The organism is Thermosporothrix sp. COM3 (genome assembly GCF_059696735.1).
In genome coordinates, this window is sequence record NZ_AP019376.1 from 6704450 (window position 1) to 6722068 (window position 17619).

Consider the following 17619-nt stretch of genomic DNA (forward strand, 5'->3'; position numbering starts at 1 on the left):
TTCAAGTGGTATTGAAAGGGCTGTCCTCTGGTACTCTACTATATGGGGAGTCGGGAAACGGGCGGAGTGTGCTCCACCGCCACTCTTTCTCCTGGTTCTTTTGTTCCCGCAAGGGAATTTTTCTTTGTCTGTCTGACTTCAGTATTTAGGTTGTGTTTATAAGTATAAAAATAACGTTTGATCGTTTCTTTTGTCTTTTTTCTGCAATCCAGCCTTTTTACAGGGATGGATTATAGCTGAAAACACATAAAAAAAAGAGGATCAGGACCGTAAAGGCCTGATCCTCTTCGCTTTATCCTTTAGAGGCTACAGCTCATATCCAGTTCGGGATCATGCACCTCTTCCTCAAGGGTGGGGGCAACAAAGGACTCCTCCTCGGCTGCGTCGGGCTGCTCAAGAGCCTGGAGAATAATGCGCTCCACGTCGGCCAGACAGTTGATACAGACCAGCTCGTTGCGTACCTTCTTGGCTCCAGGAAAGTGACCGAGATACCAGCCCATATGCTTACGGAGCTCAACGAAGTGGGATTCGCCCTTGATTTTGGCATGCACGCGTGCATGCTCCAATGCCATCAACAGGCGCTCCTCACGTGTAGGCATGACCTCCGGGATATTTTCTGGTGTTGGCTCAAGTCCTGAGTTGAGCACGGCTTTCATCTGCTCTTTTGTCTGAAAAAGCCAGGGATTGCCAAAGGTGGCGCGACCAATCAGGACGCCATCGACTCCGGTTTCGCGGATGCGCCGCGCTGCCTCATAGAGGTTGTGGATATCGCCATTGCCCATAATGAGCGTGCCTGTCTTGCTGGCATGCACGATCTCTGCTGCTTCGGCAATAGCGTCCCAGTTGGCAAAGCCCTTGTAGTGCTGAACGAGCGTACGGCCATGCAGCGAGATATTTGCCAGATCCATTTCAAGCAGCTCTTTGATCCAGTCTTTGATGACAATGGAGTCATAACCAAGGCGCGTCTTCACTGAAACCGGGATCAGGCGACGTTCAATACGCGCGGTATCGCCCCAGATGTGCACGCGTTCCTCGTTCATCTGACGAATGCGCTTGATACGTTCCGGGTCCATCTCCAGATCTTCGAGCGTCTGACCATTGGCCCAATCGCGAACCCCTTCCTGTGTTGCCCGAATGATTGCCTTTGCCGTGTCTGGCATGCGAATCAGAGCGGCGCCACCGCCTTTATTGGCGACAGATTTGGCCGGGCAGCCCATATTGATGTCAACACCATCGAAGCCCAGTTCACAGACGACGTGGGCCGCTTTGTAGAAGTATTCGGGCCGACAGCCAAAAATCTGAGCCACGACAGGGCGTTCTGCTGGCGTGTACAGGAAGTCACGGAAAATCCGGTCACTGCCGCGCCAGAGTCCCTCGACGTTCGTAAATTCGGTCAGAACAATATCGGGCTTGCCATACAGACCATGCATGGTGCGGCATGGGGCATCGGTGACGCCATCCATTGGGGCAAGCGCCACAATTGGACGTTGAAGTGTGTTCCAGAAAGATTGCAGTTTCATAGGCTTCTTCGGCTTCTTCTCGGTAAAGGGTTTTCTATAGTACAGACCGCCAGCAAGATTTATATTGTGGAAGTCAGATGTTTCAGCGTCTTCTCATGATAGCATGTCATCTCTGGATCGGTCAAATAGACAAGAAAGAGCCAGAGGGAGCACATCCGTCTCTCTCTGGCTCTGAAGAATGGGGGGTAGATTGCTCATCAAGCGGCGGCGTGTTGATTCTTTGAGCTGCCGACAGGAACGGGCTGACGCAGTGTCAGTGCTTTCTCTCCTGCCTCAACCACCACTTCTTGACCTGCCGCGATCTTGCCCTGAAGCAGAGCCTCAGCCAGCATATCGGTTAGCTGGTTCTCGACGACACGGCGCAACTGGCGTGCGCCATATTCGGCGGAGTAGCCCTGTTTAGCGAGCCGCTCTCGTACCTCGTCGGTAACTTGCAGCTTGATGCCCTGTTCCGCGATTCGGGTGGCAATCTTCTGAATCTGGTTGTTTACGATCTCGCGGATCTGCCCCTGTGTCAGCGGATGGAAGACGATAATGTCGTCCAGGCGGTTAAGGAATTCAGGGCGGAAGGTCTCTTTTAAGGCCTCATTGACCTGAGCGCTCATGTCTCGCTGCTGTGCACCTTCCTGTTTGCGTCCAAAGAAAGCCGCACTGCTCTTCTTCAGTCTATCTGTTCCGGTATTGGAGGTCAGAATGATAATTGTATTGGCGAAGTTGACCGTCTGACCATCGCCGCTGGTCAGGCGGCCGTCTTCCAGAACCTGTAAGAGCAGGTCGAAGACTTTCGGGTGTGCCTTCTCAATCTCGTCAAAGAGCACAACGCTGTATGGCTTGCGGCGCACTGCTTCGATTAACTGTCCCGCCTCGGTGTAACCGACATAGCCCGGAGGTGCCCCAACCAGGCGTGAGACGTTATGATGTTCCATAAATTCAGACATATCAAATTGGAGCAGAGCACTTTCATCGCCAAAGAGCGTCTCGGCGATCGCACGTGCCAGTTCTGTTTTACCGACGCCAGTTGGCCCAACGAACAGGAACGTCCCGATAGGGCGGCGGCGATTGCGGATATCGGTACGGGCGCGGCGAATCGCACGTGCCACTGTCTCAACCGCCTCATGCTGTCCAATCACGCGCTGATGCAGCTTCTCTTCGAGCTGTAACAGGCGCTCACCTTCTTCAGACGAGATGTGAGAGAGAGGGATACCGGTCATGGCCGAAACAACCTGTGCAATATCCTGTTTGCCGATAACCGGGGCCTGCTGATTATTCTCATGCCAGGCAGCTTCAGCGTGTTGCAGTTGTTCGCGTGCCTGACGCTCCTGTTTTAGCAGCGAGAGCGCTTGCGGGAAATTCTTATGCACGATCGCATATTCTTTCTCGCGGCGCAGGCTCTCAGCTTTATCACGCAACTGAAGAATCTGGTTTGGTGCTGAGGTCCGCTGTACGCTGAGACGCGCAGCCGCTTCATCCAGCAGGTCGATTGCCTTATCTGGCAGGAAGCGTTCATGAATATAGCGAGCGGAAAGGCGCGAAGCCGCGTCGATCGCTTCATCCGTAATGGTCACCTGATGGAAGGTCTCATAATGCGGGCGCAGACCTCGCAGGATCTCCACTGTATCCTCGTGGCTGGTTTCACCAACCATGACGGGCTGGAAGCGGCGCTCAAGGGCTGGATCGGTTTCAATACTGGTGCGATATTCGTCCAGCGTTGTGGAGCCAATACAGCGGAATGTGCCACGAGCGAGCATGGGCTTGAAGAGATTCGCGGCATCCGTTGAGCCCTGACTTGAACCTGAGCGCATCAACGTGTGCAGCTCATCGAGAACAAAGATAATATTCCCTGCCTCGCTTGATTCTTGTAGAATGGTTTTCAGGCGCTCTTCGTACTCACCGCGTAGATGCGTATTAATGGTGAGTGCTGGAATATCCAGGGCAACGACACGCAGGCCGCGAAGGTTCTCAGGAACGCGATTCTCAATAATGCGCATTGCCAGCCCTTCAGCTATCGCAGTCTTGCCAACGCCAGCAGGTCCGATCAAGACCGGATTGTTTTTCGAGCGACGAGACAGGATCTGCATGCTACGCTCTAGCTCGGCTTCACGGCCAATTAAGGGGTCGAGCTCGTTTGAGAGAGCGGCCAGCGTGAGATCACGGCTAAATTGATTGATGGTTGGCGTCTGATCGTAAAGTCCTTGATAATGAATGGCTGTTTGCAAGTTATCGTATCCTTTTGCTGTCAGAGAAGAAAGCATCTGTCGTATTACGTCTGCTTTAATATCCAGGCTTTCCAGAACGCCCTGAGTTGCACTATCCGTCTCTGTCAGAATAGCAAGCAGTATATGCTGGACGGATACGAGTTCCGCCTGATCTGCGGCGGCCTCTTCTTCGGCGCGTTGAAGCGTCGCTCGCGCAGAAGGATTGATGGCAGGGGTGCTCAGAAGCGGTTTATTCCCAACGCCCAGAACATATTCGAGGGTTTGTGCCACCCGGTATGAGCTGGTATGAATGGAGGCAAAAAGAGCCTCTATCAAGGGATCTTGCTTCTTCAGCAGGCCCAGAAGCAGGTGTGCCGTACCAACTGAGCGATGACGCAAGCGGATGGCTTCCTGACGGGCATTCGCTATGACCTTTTGAGCTTCTTCAGTGAAATTCTTATATCTATTGCGTGCCATATTTTCATCAATCCTTCAGAGAACGTTACTAGATGTCGTGCTAAGAGTAATTATCGGTTATGGTTCTTATTTCTAGAGAGAGAAAAAGAGCTCTGTAGAAAATAGAGAAGATCACTCAAGGGATGGTGTGGGAAAGCTCTTTTCTCTCTCTGAAAGAGAAAGAACCGGGTGAAGTGGTTCAGTGAAGTATGCTATTTTCCGGTGTTGTGAGGAGTAAGGCTGCCCCGATAAGTGGTGCATCTTCTCCAAAGGTGGCCCGATGCAGGGTCAAATAGGACCAGGTTAGACGTTTCTCCAATAATTGTTGCAGGCGCGGCAGAAGAAAAGAATGATTAAGCGCGATTGCGCCGCTTATTGCTACCGCATCAACTTTTGTCAGCAAAGCCAGATTAACCAGCCCAAGCGAGAGCTTATCACAGAATGTCTCCCAGAAAGCGGGATCGTGCGTTTGAGCCAGCGAGACTCCTGTTCGTGATTCTATCTGGCGTCCGCCGGTGAAGGTTTCCAGACAACCAATTTGCCCACACAGGCAGGGAAGTGTGTTTCCGTCAAGTAGCTGGTGCCCTATTTCAATTGATATCGTCATGGTTGTACCATCTTTACACAGTTGAAACGCGGCCCCGGTTCCGGTCGAGAGCGTCAGATAAGCACTGCGATCGTTGTTTTGTAGTGTACCAAATTGTTTCTCAGCAAGCAAGCCGCAAACCGGATCATGGGCCAGACGGACCGGACAGCGAAAATGCGCCTCCAACTCATCAACCAGGGGCTGATTGACGTAGCCGGGCAGGTTCGGCGCGTTGATCACAGAGCGGCCATCCAGTGCGATTCGTCCCGCAAAAGAGATACCGATTCCAGCAAGGGGGGCGCTCTTCTGTAGCGCCGCAAAGATCTCTTTTTTCTGAGTACTATAGTCCTGCTGAGTTGGAAAGCGAGCGAGTGGCGTAAAAGCGGGAACATCCAGGCTGCGAAAGCTGCCTATACGGGTATTTGTCCCGCCGATATCAATGCCAATAAAATGTGGTGCTTGCTCGGTCACAGGGCTCAACTCCTGAATACCATGACGCTAGAAGAGTCGTGTATGCTTCTCAAGGGCATCGCGTGTGACTGGATGGAAGAAATGGTCCATTGCTATCCAGAGACTGCGACTATGATGGAAAAAGATGAATGGAAGCAATATCGCGGTTGGCACAAACCAGATCAGCATATGCAACAGAGCTGCTATCATATCTTCTCCCGCAGCGGATGAGGCGACGGCTACCGGAATGGTCATTGCGGTCACAATGAATTCGCTGATGATCAGATTAATCGCCATCGAGCTACTGAAGTACCCTTCTTCGCCACGATCATAGCGAAAGTCACAGTGTGGGCAGCGTTCGTACATCACAAAAGGACGTCGAAAGAGTGCCCCCTTTCCGCAAATCGGGCAGCGTAGAAGCAGACCTCGGGTCAGGAGGGCTGTCAGTGCAATTTTCATGGTTCCCCTTCTCCTGTGGTTGGCGCTGAAAAGCGTAGTAGAGCGACCAGGCTCATTGCTGTAATTGTAGCAAATGCGTACAGGAAAAACCAGAGGAGAAAGAAAAAGAGAAGACCGGCTAAGTAACCGGCCTTCTAAGCGATCCCGAGAGGGGTCGAACCTCCGACCTTCAGATCCGCAATCTGACGCTCTATCCACTGAGCTACGGGATCATGATATGCAATTGTACTGTAGAAACAACAAGGGAAACTGGCGATCCCGAGAGGGGTCGAACCTCCGACCTTCAGATCCGCAATCTGACGCTCTATCCACTGAGCTACGGGATCGTATTTTGCTTCGCTCCTGCGTTGCTACGGACAGTATAATACAGCGTTTCGCTGAACTTGTCAAGGGGTGGTGCCCACGAATTTTTTCGCCGCGCTACGGGCTCTCTGTCGGAGCCGCGGCCTGAGCGAACTGCCCGCCTTGAGCCGGTTCTACTCTGGCCGCTGTAGAGATCCCGGCACAGGGAATGCTCGGTCTCCCTGTACCGGGACGGTTGGGCTAAGCGAGTGCCTCAATAACGTCGCGTGCACGTGCCAGTGCTTCGCGGCGAACATAGTAATAGGCCCACAGACCCTTCTTTCGGCAGTCGACCAATCCAGCATCTCGCAGTATACGCAGGTGGTGCGAAATTGTAGGCTGCTCAAGGGTGAAGCTTTCAACAATTTCAAACACACACACTTCGCCTTCATGGCGACTGAGTAGGCTCAGGATACGCAAGCGCGTTGGATCTGCCAACGCTTTGAGCAAGCGCGCCTGGACAACCGCATCATCCTCACTCAATGTCGGAACGAACTTCGGCGCAATACCAACAGTCGTGCTGCTTAACGGTGAAGTATTACGATGTAATACATTGGATGCATTATTCGGGCTGGTAGCTGTAGAACGATTGGTATTACCCTGATTCATAGATGTCATAAACTTCTCTCCTTCCATCCTCCCAACCGGATGTCAAACCTACGTTTCAGTCTGGGGTTTTTTTATACGGTACCTATACCTATAATAACTAGATACCTATAATAATTATAGAACTCTATCCAAATTGCTGCTAAAGGTACCGCTATATATCTTTTCTCAGCGGCTTACCCTCGTTCTCTTTCTCGTTTTACATGAAATATAATTGAGTGTTTGTATATGCATGTCTATCTATGTGTATTTTAGCAAAAGAGGAGGAAAAAGATTTGCAGAACAAGCATCCTGGCAATGAAGAAAATTTCATGATGGTGAGCAGGCCCTTTTCGCCCTCCCAAAAGATGTGTCTTGCTTGTGATGGCTGGTCAAGCCATTTTATCTCGCAAGCATGACTGGTTCGATCGCAGAACAGGCTTCATCGAATTGTAATAGTTATTCATATAAATGTAATGAGCGTAGCAGGTTGCCCTCCCTGGACTGCCTGCTACGCTCATCATGGGAGACGAATTATTTTGTTTCCGTTGGGCGAACTGTAAGATGGAGATCTTCCAGTTGCTTTTCTTCAACTGGTGCTGGTGCTCCCATCAGCAGATCTTGTGCGCTCTGCGTCTTGGGGAAGGCGATCACTTCGCGGATGCTGTCTTCGTCCGCGAAGATCATGACCAGGCGATCGATACCCAGAGCGATACCGCCGTGAGGGGGGGCGCCGTATTCAAACGCTTCCAGCATATGGCCGAACTGTTCCTGGATCTGCTCGTTGTTCATGTTCATCAGCGAGAAGACCTTGCGCTGAAGTTCGGCAACATTGATACGCACGCTTCCCCCACCGATCTCATAGCCGTTACAGATGATATCGTACTGTTTGGCGCGAACGTTCAGCGGGTCGCTGTCCAGCCGCTCAATGTGGCTTTCTTCCATGCCAGAGAAGGGGTTATGCTCGGCTTCGTAGCGCTGCTCTTCCTCGTTGTAGTGGAGCAGTGGGAAGTCGACAACCCAACAGAACGCCAGTTCCTCGGGGTCAATAAGCTTGAGGCGTTCGGCCATCAGTACGCGCAGACGCCAGAGCACATCGTTGCTGATTTTTTCGCTGTCGGCAACAAAGAGCAGTAGATCCCCTGGTTTGCCCTCAAGACGCTCGATAATGGCCTGTATGTCTGCGGGCTCCATAAACTTAGTCAGGGGGGACTTCAGGTCGCCATTTGGCTGAATTGCCAGTGAAACAAGCCCTTTTGCGCCATAGGTGCGGGCAAATTCCATCAGCTCATCAACCTCTTTGCGGCTGTAGCCTGCCGCCCCGGGAACACGGATGCCTTTCACTATGCCTTTTTTCGCCAGCGCGTTATTGAAGACACCGAACGTCCCTTTTCCGGCCAGATCAGAGATCTCGACCAGCGGCAGGTCAAAACGGATATCAGGGTGATCGGTACCGTAGCGATCCATGACCTCTTTAAAGCTGAGGCGCGGGAACGGGCGCTGTTTGATGCGCTTGCCGGTGGTTTTCTCGACCAGGAAGATCAGCAGGCCTTCGATAAGCTGCATCACATCGTCCTCAGAGACGAAGGACATTTCCAGATCAAGCTGTGTAAACTCGGGCTGGCGGTCGGCGCGCTGGTCCTCGTCGCGGAAACAGCGCGCAACCTGGAAGTAGCGATCAAGTCCGGCAACCATCAACAACTGCTTGAGCTGCTGCGGTGACTGCGGTAGAGCGTAGAACTCGCCGGGATAGAGGCGGCTCGGGACGAGATAGTCGCGAGCCCCTTCCGGGGTGCTCTTCATCAAGATAGGTGTCTCGATTTCCAGGAAGCCGCGCTCATCCAGATAGTCGCGCATGGCTTTAACGATGCGATGGCGCAGAATCATGTTATCGCGCATGCGGGGACGACGCAGGTCAAGATAGCGATATTTCAGGCGGAGTGACTCATCAACCTGGCTTGCCTCGTTGCTGATAGGAAAAGGCGGTGTGCGGGAGATATTGAGAACTGTGATTTGATCAGCCAGCACCTCAATCGCGCCAGTTGAGAGATTTGGATTTTCCGTCCCGGGAAGACGTTTTTTGACCGTGCCCTGAATCTGAATGACATACTCTGAACGTACTTCGGAGGCGGCTTTATGGGCAGCAGCGGAATGCTCAGGGTCACAGACGACCTGAGTGATACCATAGCGGTCGCGCACATCTAGAAAGATCAGTCCGCCATGATCGCGGCGGCGGTTGACCCAGCCTGCAAGGGTAACCGGGCGGTCAACATTGTTGCTTGTTAGTTCACCACACGTAGCTGTGCGGTAATGCACCTCAAATGCCACGTTAACATGCTCCTTAACTCATGATGAAGATAGAAATGACTGAAAAATAGGCAGAAAAGAGCCCTCACAAACTCCTCGCATAGTGAAAATGTATCATATTTTCATAGTCGCTGTGCGAGGAGGAGAGGGCCTTAGGCCGGACATGTATTCGGTTTCTGGGTGTCGACAGAGAAGAGCGTTGTCGCATTATTGCTGGCGTTCTGCCCCAGAAGATGGAAGCCTTTTCCGCCGGGATCGGCGGTAATTCCGAGCACATTGCTAAGCTGGTTCCCGGCAGCGAACTGACGCTCCAGTTGCACCTTTACCTGATTGGTTGCGGCTCCCCCATTTGCGTTGGTTGGTGGTGTTCCATTGGACTGGCTGACTGCGGTCAGGTCAAGGACACGATGGAAATGGTTATCCGCGATATAGAGATGCGGCGTGTTGTTGACCGTTCCCGTTGCCAGTGCGGTTGCATCAGGGATAGAGAGCGTCGCCGGCGTTTGGGTCATGCTGCTTTCCGGTGGTGTCGGAACTGTTGCTGAGGTGGTAAATTCCGTTGCGCTCAGCGACAGTGGCGCGTAAATAGGCTTCTGTGTGATGACGCTTGTCGGTGATACCTTATCCTGAGTAAAGTTGACACTCTGGATCTCGCCGTTGTTTAGCAAGAAGAAGATCTGGTCGCTTTTGGGAAATGCTACAATATCCTTAACGCCGGAAGAGATCGTAAACTCTGTGCTATCAGGCGCTTGCAGAGTATTGTTTTTCATTTCGTAGCGCAGCAACCGATTGGTGTTTGCATTGGTTGTCGATGTCAGCAGCACATAATAGGTATCATCTGCTGCTGCCAGTTGCGTCGGCTTGAAATCCTTGACCTGTAGTGTTTTCAGAATATCTTCGTCAATCTGAGGTGGCTCAAGCGAACCAGACGCAGTGATTAAGCCAACCGCAATAGAATATGTCGCGGGAGCATTGTTCTGACCTGCCTTGCTGTAGAGCGCAGCGAGTGAGCCGTTGTTCCCCTCGATTGCCAGTACATCGCCATCAAATGCGGTAATCTTGGTTGCGGGACTCATCTTATCATTTAAGAGATAGACGGCTTTATCACTTCCAAGTGCATAGAAGAAACGGGTGTTGCCCTGCTGTGCCGCGGTAATCGCGGTGATTTGCGGGTTCCCGGTAATAGCTTTATTGGGTGTTGTCGAGCAGAGCGGGAGAATAGAGCTATTCTTATTGTAGTTCTGGATAGCTGTTTTTACATTGGTCGTCAGATCAGTATCCAGACCGCTCAGTTTTGAGCGCTGCTCGTCGTTCAGAGAGGCCGAATGCAACGGCTTCAGCGTCTTCTGGACGTTGGCAAGATCCTGAAGCGCTTTCCCTGGATTGCTTTGTACAAGAGCCTTTGTCTGGTCAATCGTGCTCCTGGCTTGTGTAAGTTGCTTATCGACATCAGGGTTTGCCCGATTCATAAAAAATAGATAGTAGGCACCACTGCCAGCAAGCGTTACAACAAGTAAAATAATGAGCGCAAGCGCAGGGAAAAGGAGGCGCCGGTTCTTTTTGGGCGCTTGTGGTGTCCCTGAAGGGAATGTGGGCTGTGGGATCGTTGCAAGATCGGGAGATGCAAGAGGGCCGCTTGGTGGTGCGCCGGGCATAGGCAGGGGAGCGCTCACACTGGTTGCAGGCGTTCCCTCGTTAGGATGGGGCATCACCAGAGTAGACCCGGAATAAGGGCCAAAAGGAACGGTATTCTCGTCTGCCAGATTGCGTGTTCCATTTGGACTCAGCGTTGCAACCTGAGATCCTGTGGGTTCCCAACCGACTTCCTGTATTCGAATGACAATGGCCGTGATATTGTCGGTTCCGCCATTGGCATTCGCCCGCTCAACGAGCCGATAAACGCCTTCGCGTGGCATAAACTGGCTGATGATGGCGCTGATTTCCTCGTCCTCGACCATGTTCGAGAGGCCGTCGGAACAGAGGATAAACGAGTCACCGGGTTCAAGATGTTCTGTAAAAACATCTACCTCGACGTCGGGGCTGGTACCAAGCGAACGGGTGATGACGTTGCGTTGTGCATGGGAACGCGCTTGATCCTGTGTCAGCAGCCCCGCTCGTACCTGCTCTTCTACCCAGGAGTGGTCTTGAGAAACCTGCTTTCCCTGCCCGTTACGGAACATGTAAGCGCGGCTATCGCCCACATTCGCAATGTAGGCGGTACTCCCGCGAAGCACTGCGGCTACACAGGTCGTACCCATGCCGCTGCGTAGCATGTTTTCAGCAGCACGCTGATGGATTAACGTGTTGGCCCTTTTAATTGCGTGAATCAGTGATTCAACAACGTCATCCCTATCATCTTGATAGTACACTTTGCTTACTGTGTCGACAGCAATTTCGCTGGCAACTTCGCCAGCTGCATGACCGCCCATGCCATCGGCCACAATGAAGAGTGCCCCTTTCTTCGCCATCATCTGGGGATCGCGGGGAATGACGTAGGCCATATTGTCTTCGTTATGGGGACGCTTGCGGCCAACATCTGTTAGCTGCGCGACATCAAGCCGGAGTTGTTTGGACAACGTGTATCTCTCCCGTGTAATCAGATGCTTAGAAGCGTATACATTCCTTGCCCTCTAGGCAGTTCTCAGAACTTTAGGCTATAATACACCGATGGAGAGAAAAACGCAACTTATAAGGTATAGCGCACATTGCGCTTCTCTCTTCTGCCTACTAATCTGTACCGCTCACTGCACCTGAGTATACTCTTTCGTTACGTCCCATGCAAGATATTGAGCTTGCGGTACTAGCAGAAACGTTTTATGGAGCGGATGGAACTTATGGTATCTTCCTTTACTGCAAGGCTCATACAACAGATCAGCGCTCATTTTGAGGACGACCTGCAAGCTTGGTCGCGTTTTTCTGCATGCACACAGGACTCCTGGCTCCCTCTGCTGACGACCGAGCTGAAACGTTGTGGGTTCACCTTCCCTCTAGTCCCTGAAGCATCCTCTATAGTGTATGCAGAGCTTCAGGCCAACGCTCCCTGTACCCTGCTGTTCTATAACCATGTTCCAGCATTTGCCCCTGCTCGCTGGCAACTGCTCTCGCTCTTTCTCTGGCTGCGCGTGTTTTCTCTCTATACAAAGCTTGGACGCATGTCTCCTGTTAATGTCAAATGGCTGCTTGATAGCAGTACTATCGCTGATGATACTCATCTGCTTCAGGCGCTTGAGAAGCTGCCACAGCTTATAAAGGCCGATATTTGTCTGACCGACGATACCGCTGGCATTGGCAGGCTGGCGGGCGAGGCGCCGCTGCTGGCAACGGGCCTCAAAGGGCTGCTCTGTGTTGAACTGCACGTGCAAACAGGTGTGCGTTCGTTGCCAAGTATGCATGGGGCGATTGCGCCAAATGCTGCCTGGCGTCTGCTCTGGGCACTGAACAGGCTCAAAGACGAAAGAGAGGATATTCAGCTTGATGGCTTCTATGAAACGCTGGAAGACCTCTTTGTTGATGATGTAGCGCGCTTGCCGGATCGCGCGGTATGGTTTTCGCGTCATTGGGGTGTAGAAAGCCTGCTTGGAGGGCTCCAGGGCTTTCAAGCAAACTACGCGCATGTGTTGACCCCAACCTGTACCATTAATCGCATTTCCAGCGGCGATGGGCAGGCGCTGACGATTCCCGCGCAGGCAGAGGCAACGCTTGACTTCCATCTTGTGCCCGGACAGAAGCCAGCGGTGGTCCTTGAGGCGCTTCAGCAACACTTTAAGACTGAGGGCTTTGCCGAGGTCGAAGTTTCTCCGCTGGCCCAGGTGCAGCCCTGCTTTACGACTCCCTCACATCATCTGATTGAGCGTTTGAGACATGCGACAACCCTTGCCTATGCACGTGAAACCTGCGTGCTGCCTCTGGCGTTAGAATGTAAGCCGATAGCAACGCTCTGTGCTCTCCATACGCTGCCGCTGGCCTGTACGGCGTTACGCATTGGTGAGGGTGAAGTAAGCAGCGCAGAGATGCAGGCTGCAATGAGGCAACTGGTGTATTTTATGGAGTCTCTTGTATAAAGCGATGAATCAGGTACGAAACCTGTAAGCGAGTACGGGCTGTTGCCTGTGAACGTGCTGGATGGGCCCTGTCTTCTCTTTTCTTGTGATAGTCCGGTAGAGAAGAGAGAATAGCTTCCAGCATTTCAAGAAGAGGTTGTCGCGCGCCGAGAGATTTTTACCGCAACAAAACAGGCTAATCGGGCCATTGATTATACAGTTGGGTGACTTCAGAGTATACTGAACAGTGTAGGAGAGATACTCGGGTCTGCTAATTCGTGCCCGATAACCGTGATATAAAGCGAGGTTGCTCGTATGCAGAGAGCCGCGGTCTGTGCGCATAGCGTTTTCTATCAGACGACAAGACTGGCGGCACTCAGTATGTTGTGTGCAGGGGGAGTGGTGCCCTCTGTGTTTCAGGTGAACATAGTGATGTGGAAGATGATACATACTGACAAGAAATGGAACGAGTTGTGACTTCGCTGAAGATAAAGCCGTTATATTGCCATAGGAGAAACTGTCAGTATGCATGTAGGGATCAACGCTCAGTTGTTATCGTTCGGGGAAGGGTATCGGAATGGGGGCGTGAGCCGCTATATCCGTTTCCTGCTCACTGAGCTTGCGAGGAAGCCAGGAGAACATACATACACAGTCTTTGTGAATGGACAACAGGTAATTGATCATTTAAAGAGTCTGAATATACAACATCCTCAAATAACCTTTGTGAGTGCTCCGTGGCCGGAAGAGAAACCGATACAACGGATTCTATGGGAACAGATGACATTACCCACGCTGGTGAAGCGGTTACAGATAGATGTATTACACTCTCCCGTTAATGTATTACCCGAGCGCTTGCCTCGGACCTGTGCGGGAGTGGTCACACTACATGATCTGGCGTTTCTGCGTTTCCCGGAGGTCCTGACACGGGCCAAGCGGATCTATCATCAAACGTTTACGCTTCGGAGCCTGCGTCGCGCGACCAGACTGATTTGTGTCTCAGAGAGTACAAGGCGTGATGCGCATGAGTTAGCCGGTATTCCGCTTGAGAAGAGTCACACGGTATATCCATGCATTGATGAGCGCTTTACTGCTGAGTATAACGAAGAGAAAATACAGGAATTTCGTCGTGCACATGGCCTGAACGATGGCTATATTTTGTATCTTGGAACACTGGAACCACGCAAGAATATCACCCGGGTGATCGAGGCATATGCACGCTTGCGTGAAACGGAACACAGAAAAGAAAAACTGGTGCTGGCAGGGGGGAAAGGGTGGCTGTATGATGCTATATTTGCAAAAATACGAGAACTAGGTCTGGAGGAGGATGTCCTGTTTCCGGGCTATGTGGCGGATGAGCAACAGGTATACTGGTATCAGGCAGCCTCAGTATTTGTTTTTCCATCTTTATATGAAGGATTTGGTATTCCTGTCGCCGAGGCGCTGGCCTGTGGCACGCCGGTCGTAACATCTAATGTTTCCAGCTTACCCGAGGCCGGGGCTGATCTGGCACTCTGCGTGGACCCGCAGGAGACTGAGGCGCTCTCCCGGGCGATTATGCAGGGATTAACCGATCAGGAGTTGCGCACGAAATGTCGCCAGCAGGCATCACAGATATATCAGCGTTTCTCGGCGCAGGTAATGGTAGAACGGACTCTTGCAGTATATGAAAAAGCAGTGCAACGCTCGCATAGTGTTTCTTTACAATAGAGAAAGAATATGGCACCGACCGTGAAAAGCAGTAAACTCACACCACAGACACCACAAGAGATGGCACATATGAATATTGAAAATGTACCCCCGACGTATGGCGGTTCGGATGGTGGGAGTGTAGGGCCGAGTGGGACAACCGGAGCCATCACAAAAGTCGTCACCAGACGCCGCACACATCGCAGGCAGTGGCGTATTTTTGAATGTATTGCAATGCTGATCCTGGATGGCTGGCTCATCTACACGGCCTTCCAGATGGCCTACATCCTGCGAGATGCTCTTGATTCACAAAATAGTTATCTGAGTGCTCTTCTGAAAAATGTTCGAAATAATCTCCTGGATAATGACCCCGGTTCCTATAGACTGGCACCGGTTGAGTCATTCTTGCTATTGGAGATCTCTATTGTTGTTGGCCTGCTGCTCATTTTTATGTTTAGAGGTCTGTATAGTTTGCGTCTGACAGGCACCTGGTTTCGGCAGGTCAAAATTATTGCCAGTTCAGCCACGATAGGGCTCTGTTTTCTGATCGCGTATTACTTCGCTTTTCAGCCGCTTGGCACATCGCGCTTGCTCTTCCTCTTTGTGTGGATTGTCTCAATTCTGGTACTCAGTCTCGGGCGTCTGCTCGTCTCAGGGGGAATGAGCCTGCTCTATCGTATGGGCCTGGGCGAGACGCGGTTACTGGTGGTTGGCTCGGGACGGCTTGGGAAAATGGTGCTACAGCATATTGCCGCCAATCCCAATCTTGGCTACTCTATTGTTGGTTTCCTGCATGACTTAAGCGATAATGCTACCGGAGATTTTGGCCGTTTCAAAATGCTTGGCACGATCGATGACATGGCAATGGTGATTCGGACGATGCAGATTGACGAGGTCATTATTGCCTTGCCCTCGGATATGCATCAACATGTGATTAAGACGGTCAAGCTGTGTGAACGGCTCGGAACCTCCTTTAAATTAATCCCTGACCTCTATGGAATGAGTCTGTCACGCATTGACATGGAGTCCATTGAGGGCATTCCGCTGATCGGTATTCGACCGCTTTCGCTCAACACCTTCCAGCGGATTGTGACGCGCCTGGTTGATATTATCGGGGCGGCGCTGGCGTTACTGATAGGTTCACCAATCTGGCTAGCGCTGGCGTTGATTATTAAGTGTACCTCCGAGGGACCGGTCATCTATAAGCAGACGCGTGTTGGTCTGAACGGAGAACATTTTCAGATGTACAAATTCCGGTCTATGTATAAGGATGCTGATCAGCGTCTGGCGCAGTTGCTCGCCCGGAACGAGGCTCAGGGACCGCTCTTTAAAATGAAAGATGATCCGCGTGTCACTCCGATTGGCAAGTTACTCCGTCAGACCAGTCTGGACGAGGTGCCACAGTTATTCAATGTATTGAAGGGTGAAATGAGCCTGGTGGGCCCGCGTCCACCGCTTCCACGTGAGGTTGCTCAATATGAGGAATGGCAGAAAGGGCGGCTGGCGATCAAGCCCGGGATGACGGGTCTGTGGCAGGTGCGCGGCAGGAGTAATCTGAGCTTTGATGAGGGAGTGCTGCTGGATCTGTACTACATCGAGAACTGGTCTATGCGGCTCTACTTCCAGATTCTGTTAAGCACTATCCCGGCTGTCTTATTGCGGCGTGGAGCCTACTAGAGAACACTGGTCGCCGTTTGTGGTAGTCCTGCTGCGAACGGCGAAGTTTTGCTATTGCATATATGACGACTAAAAAAGGGTATCTGGTAGCAACAAAATGGTCTGAAAAAGCGATATGTGAAAGGAGGCACGGCAGTTCTTAATTGTAAAGGAGAGCCATGCCGTATAGTATATGAAAGTAGCACTGGTTCACGATTACCTTAATCAGATGGGGGGAGCAGAGCGTGTGGTGCTGGCGTTACATGAGATCTTTCCTGACGCGCCGCTCTATACCTCGATCTATGATCCCGATAGGGTTGATCCTGCTTTCCGCAAGATGGATATTCGTACCTCGTTTATGCAGAAGCTGCCCTGGGTAACGAAGCATCATCAGCCCTATTTGCCGCTGTATCCATTCGCGATGGAGAAGCTGGATTTACGCGGCTATGATCTTGTTCTGAGCAGCTCTAGCGCGTTCGGCAAGGGGGTGATTACGCGCCCGGAGACCATGCACATCTGTTATTGTCATACGCCTATGCGCTGGTGCTGGAATTATGATGAATATATCGAGCGCGAGCAGTTGGGAAAGGTGGCGCGTGGTGTGCTGCCCTTCCTGATTACAGGTCTGCGAATGTGGGATCAGACCAGTGCCATGCGCGTTGACCATTTTATTGCGAACTCGCCGACCATCGCGGAGCGTATTCGGAAATACTATCGGCGCGAGTCGGTGGTGATTCCGCCTCCGGTGGAGGCCAGTCGTTTTCCCTTTGATCCACAGACACAACCGGAGTCGTATTTTCTTGTAGTCAGCCGCCTGGCTCCCTATAAACGGATCGATCTCGCGATTGAAGCCTGTAACCGCTTGCGCCTCCCCCTGATCATTATTGGTGGTGGACGTGATGAAGAGCGTTTGCGCCGGCTGGCTGGTCCCACCATTCATTTTCTTGGGCGCTTGCCAGATAGCGAGGTGATTCATTACTTCAGGCATTGTCGGGCGCTGCTCTTCCCGGGTGAGGAGGATTTTGGCATTACTCCACTAGAGGCGCAGGCCGCGGGGCGTCCGGTGATCGCGTATGGCGCCGGCGGGGCGCTGGCCTCAATTGTTGAGGGCGTGACAGGTCTCTTCTTCCGTGAGCAGACGGTTGAGAGTCTGGTTGAAGTCCTGGAACAGTTCGATGAGCGGCAATTCCAGCCAGAAGCGATCCGAAACCATGCGCTTGAGTTTGACACGCCTCGCTTTCAACGTCGCGTGCAGCAATTCATTGAAGCAAAAATGCAGGCGGCGAAATCAGGGGAGTCATCTCGCTCCAGTAGTGATGTGCTCTAACAGAACAGGT

General features: G+C 52.0%; 11 protein-coding genes and 2 tRNA genes. 4 read left to right on the forward strand and 9 right to left on the reverse strand.

The genetic code is table 11. The features are described 5' to 3' along the window. Positions 1-299: 299 nt before the first annotated feature. The 9 genes from KTH_RS28690 to KTH_RS28730 all read right to left on the reverse strand — a co-directional run bounded on the left by KTH_RS28690 (position 300) and on the right by KTH_RS28730 (position 11476). Complete coding sequence (locus KTH_RS28690; RefSeq protein WP_111320535.1) at positions 300-1520, reverse strand: tRNA dihydrouridine synthase; 1221 nt, start codon at positions 1518-1520, stop codon at positions 300-302. Positions 1521-1717: 197 nt separating this feature from the next. After that, positions 1718-4192, reverse strand: a complete 2475-nt coding sequence (locus KTH_RS28695; protein ID WP_111320537.1) for an ATP-dependent Clp protease ATP-binding subunit — start codon at positions 4190-4192, stop codon at positions 1718-1720. 178 nt (positions 4193-4370) lie between these two features. Next, the gene (locus KTH_RS28700; protein ID WP_170142440.1) at positions 4371-5228 is read right to left on the reverse strand and encodes an ROK family protein; all 858 of its coding nucleotides are present in this window, start codon (positions 5226-5228) and stop codon (positions 4371-4373) included. Positions 5229-5255: 27 nt separating this feature from the next. Further along, on the reverse strand, positions 5256-5666 hold the full coding sequence (locus tag KTH_RS28705; protein ID WP_111320541.1) for a DUF983 domain-containing protein: 411 nt from the start codon (positions 5664-5666) through the stop codon (positions 5256-5258). A 139-nt stretch (positions 5667-5805) separates the two neighbouring features. Further along, a tRNA-Arg gene (locus tag KTH_RS28710) sits at positions 5806-5878 on the reverse strand. A gap of 38 nt (positions 5879-5916) precedes the next feature. Next, positions 5917-5992, reverse strand: a tRNA-Arg gene (locus KTH_RS28715). Positions 5993-6209: 217 nt separating this feature from the next. Then, a complete protein-coding gene (locus KTH_RS28720) occupies positions 6210-6626 on the reverse strand; it encodes an ArsR/SmtB family transcription factor (RefSeq protein ID WP_211326070.1) in 417 nt (138 codons plus the stop codon). A gap of 501 nt (positions 6627-7127) precedes the next feature. Next, positions 7128-8921 (reverse strand): aspartate--tRNA ligase, encoded by a 1794-nt coding sequence (gene aspS, locus KTH_RS28725; protein WP_111320543.1) that lies wholly within the window; start codon positions 8919-8921, stop codon positions 7128-7130. Between the two features lie 131 nt (positions 8922-9052). Further along, the gene (locus tag KTH_RS28730) at positions 9053-11476 is read right to left on the reverse strand and encodes a Stp1/IreP family PP2C-type Ser/Thr phosphatase (RefSeq protein ID WP_111320545.1); all 2424 of its coding nucleotides are present in this window, start codon (positions 11474-11476) and stop codon (positions 9053-9055) included. A gap of 249 nt (positions 11477-11725) precedes the next feature. On the opposite strand from KTH_RS28730, the gene KTH_RS28735 reads away from it, so the two are divergent. The 4 genes from KTH_RS28735 (at position 11726) to KTH_RS28750 (ending at position 17609) form a co-directional block, all read left to right on the forward strand. After that, positions 11726-12961, forward strand: a complete 1236-nt coding sequence (locus KTH_RS28735) for a peptidase dimerization domain-containing protein (RefSeq protein ID WP_211326071.1) — start codon at positions 11726-11728, stop codon at positions 12959-12961. Between the two features lie 504 nt (positions 12962-13465). Continuing rightward, positions 13466-14647: a glycosyltransferase family 4 protein gene (locus KTH_RS28740; protein ID WP_111320549.1), complete on the forward strand. Its 1182-nt coding sequence runs from the start codon at positions 13466-13468 to the stop codon at positions 14645-14647. Positions 14648-14656: 9 nt separating this feature from the next. Then, positions 14657-16303 carry a sugar transferase gene (locus KTH_RS28745; protein WP_111320551.1) on the forward strand — a complete coding sequence of 549 codons (1647 nt, stop codon included), beginning with the start codon at positions 14657-14659 and terminating at the stop codon, positions 16301-16303. Positions 16304-16475: 172 nt separating this feature from the next. After that, the gene (locus KTH_RS28750; RefSeq protein WP_497622300.1) at positions 16476-17609 is read left to right on the forward strand and encodes a glycosyltransferase; all 1134 of its coding nucleotides are present in this window, start codon (positions 16476-16478) and stop codon (positions 17607-17609) included. The last annotated feature ends 10 nt before the right edge of the window (positions 17610-17619 follow it).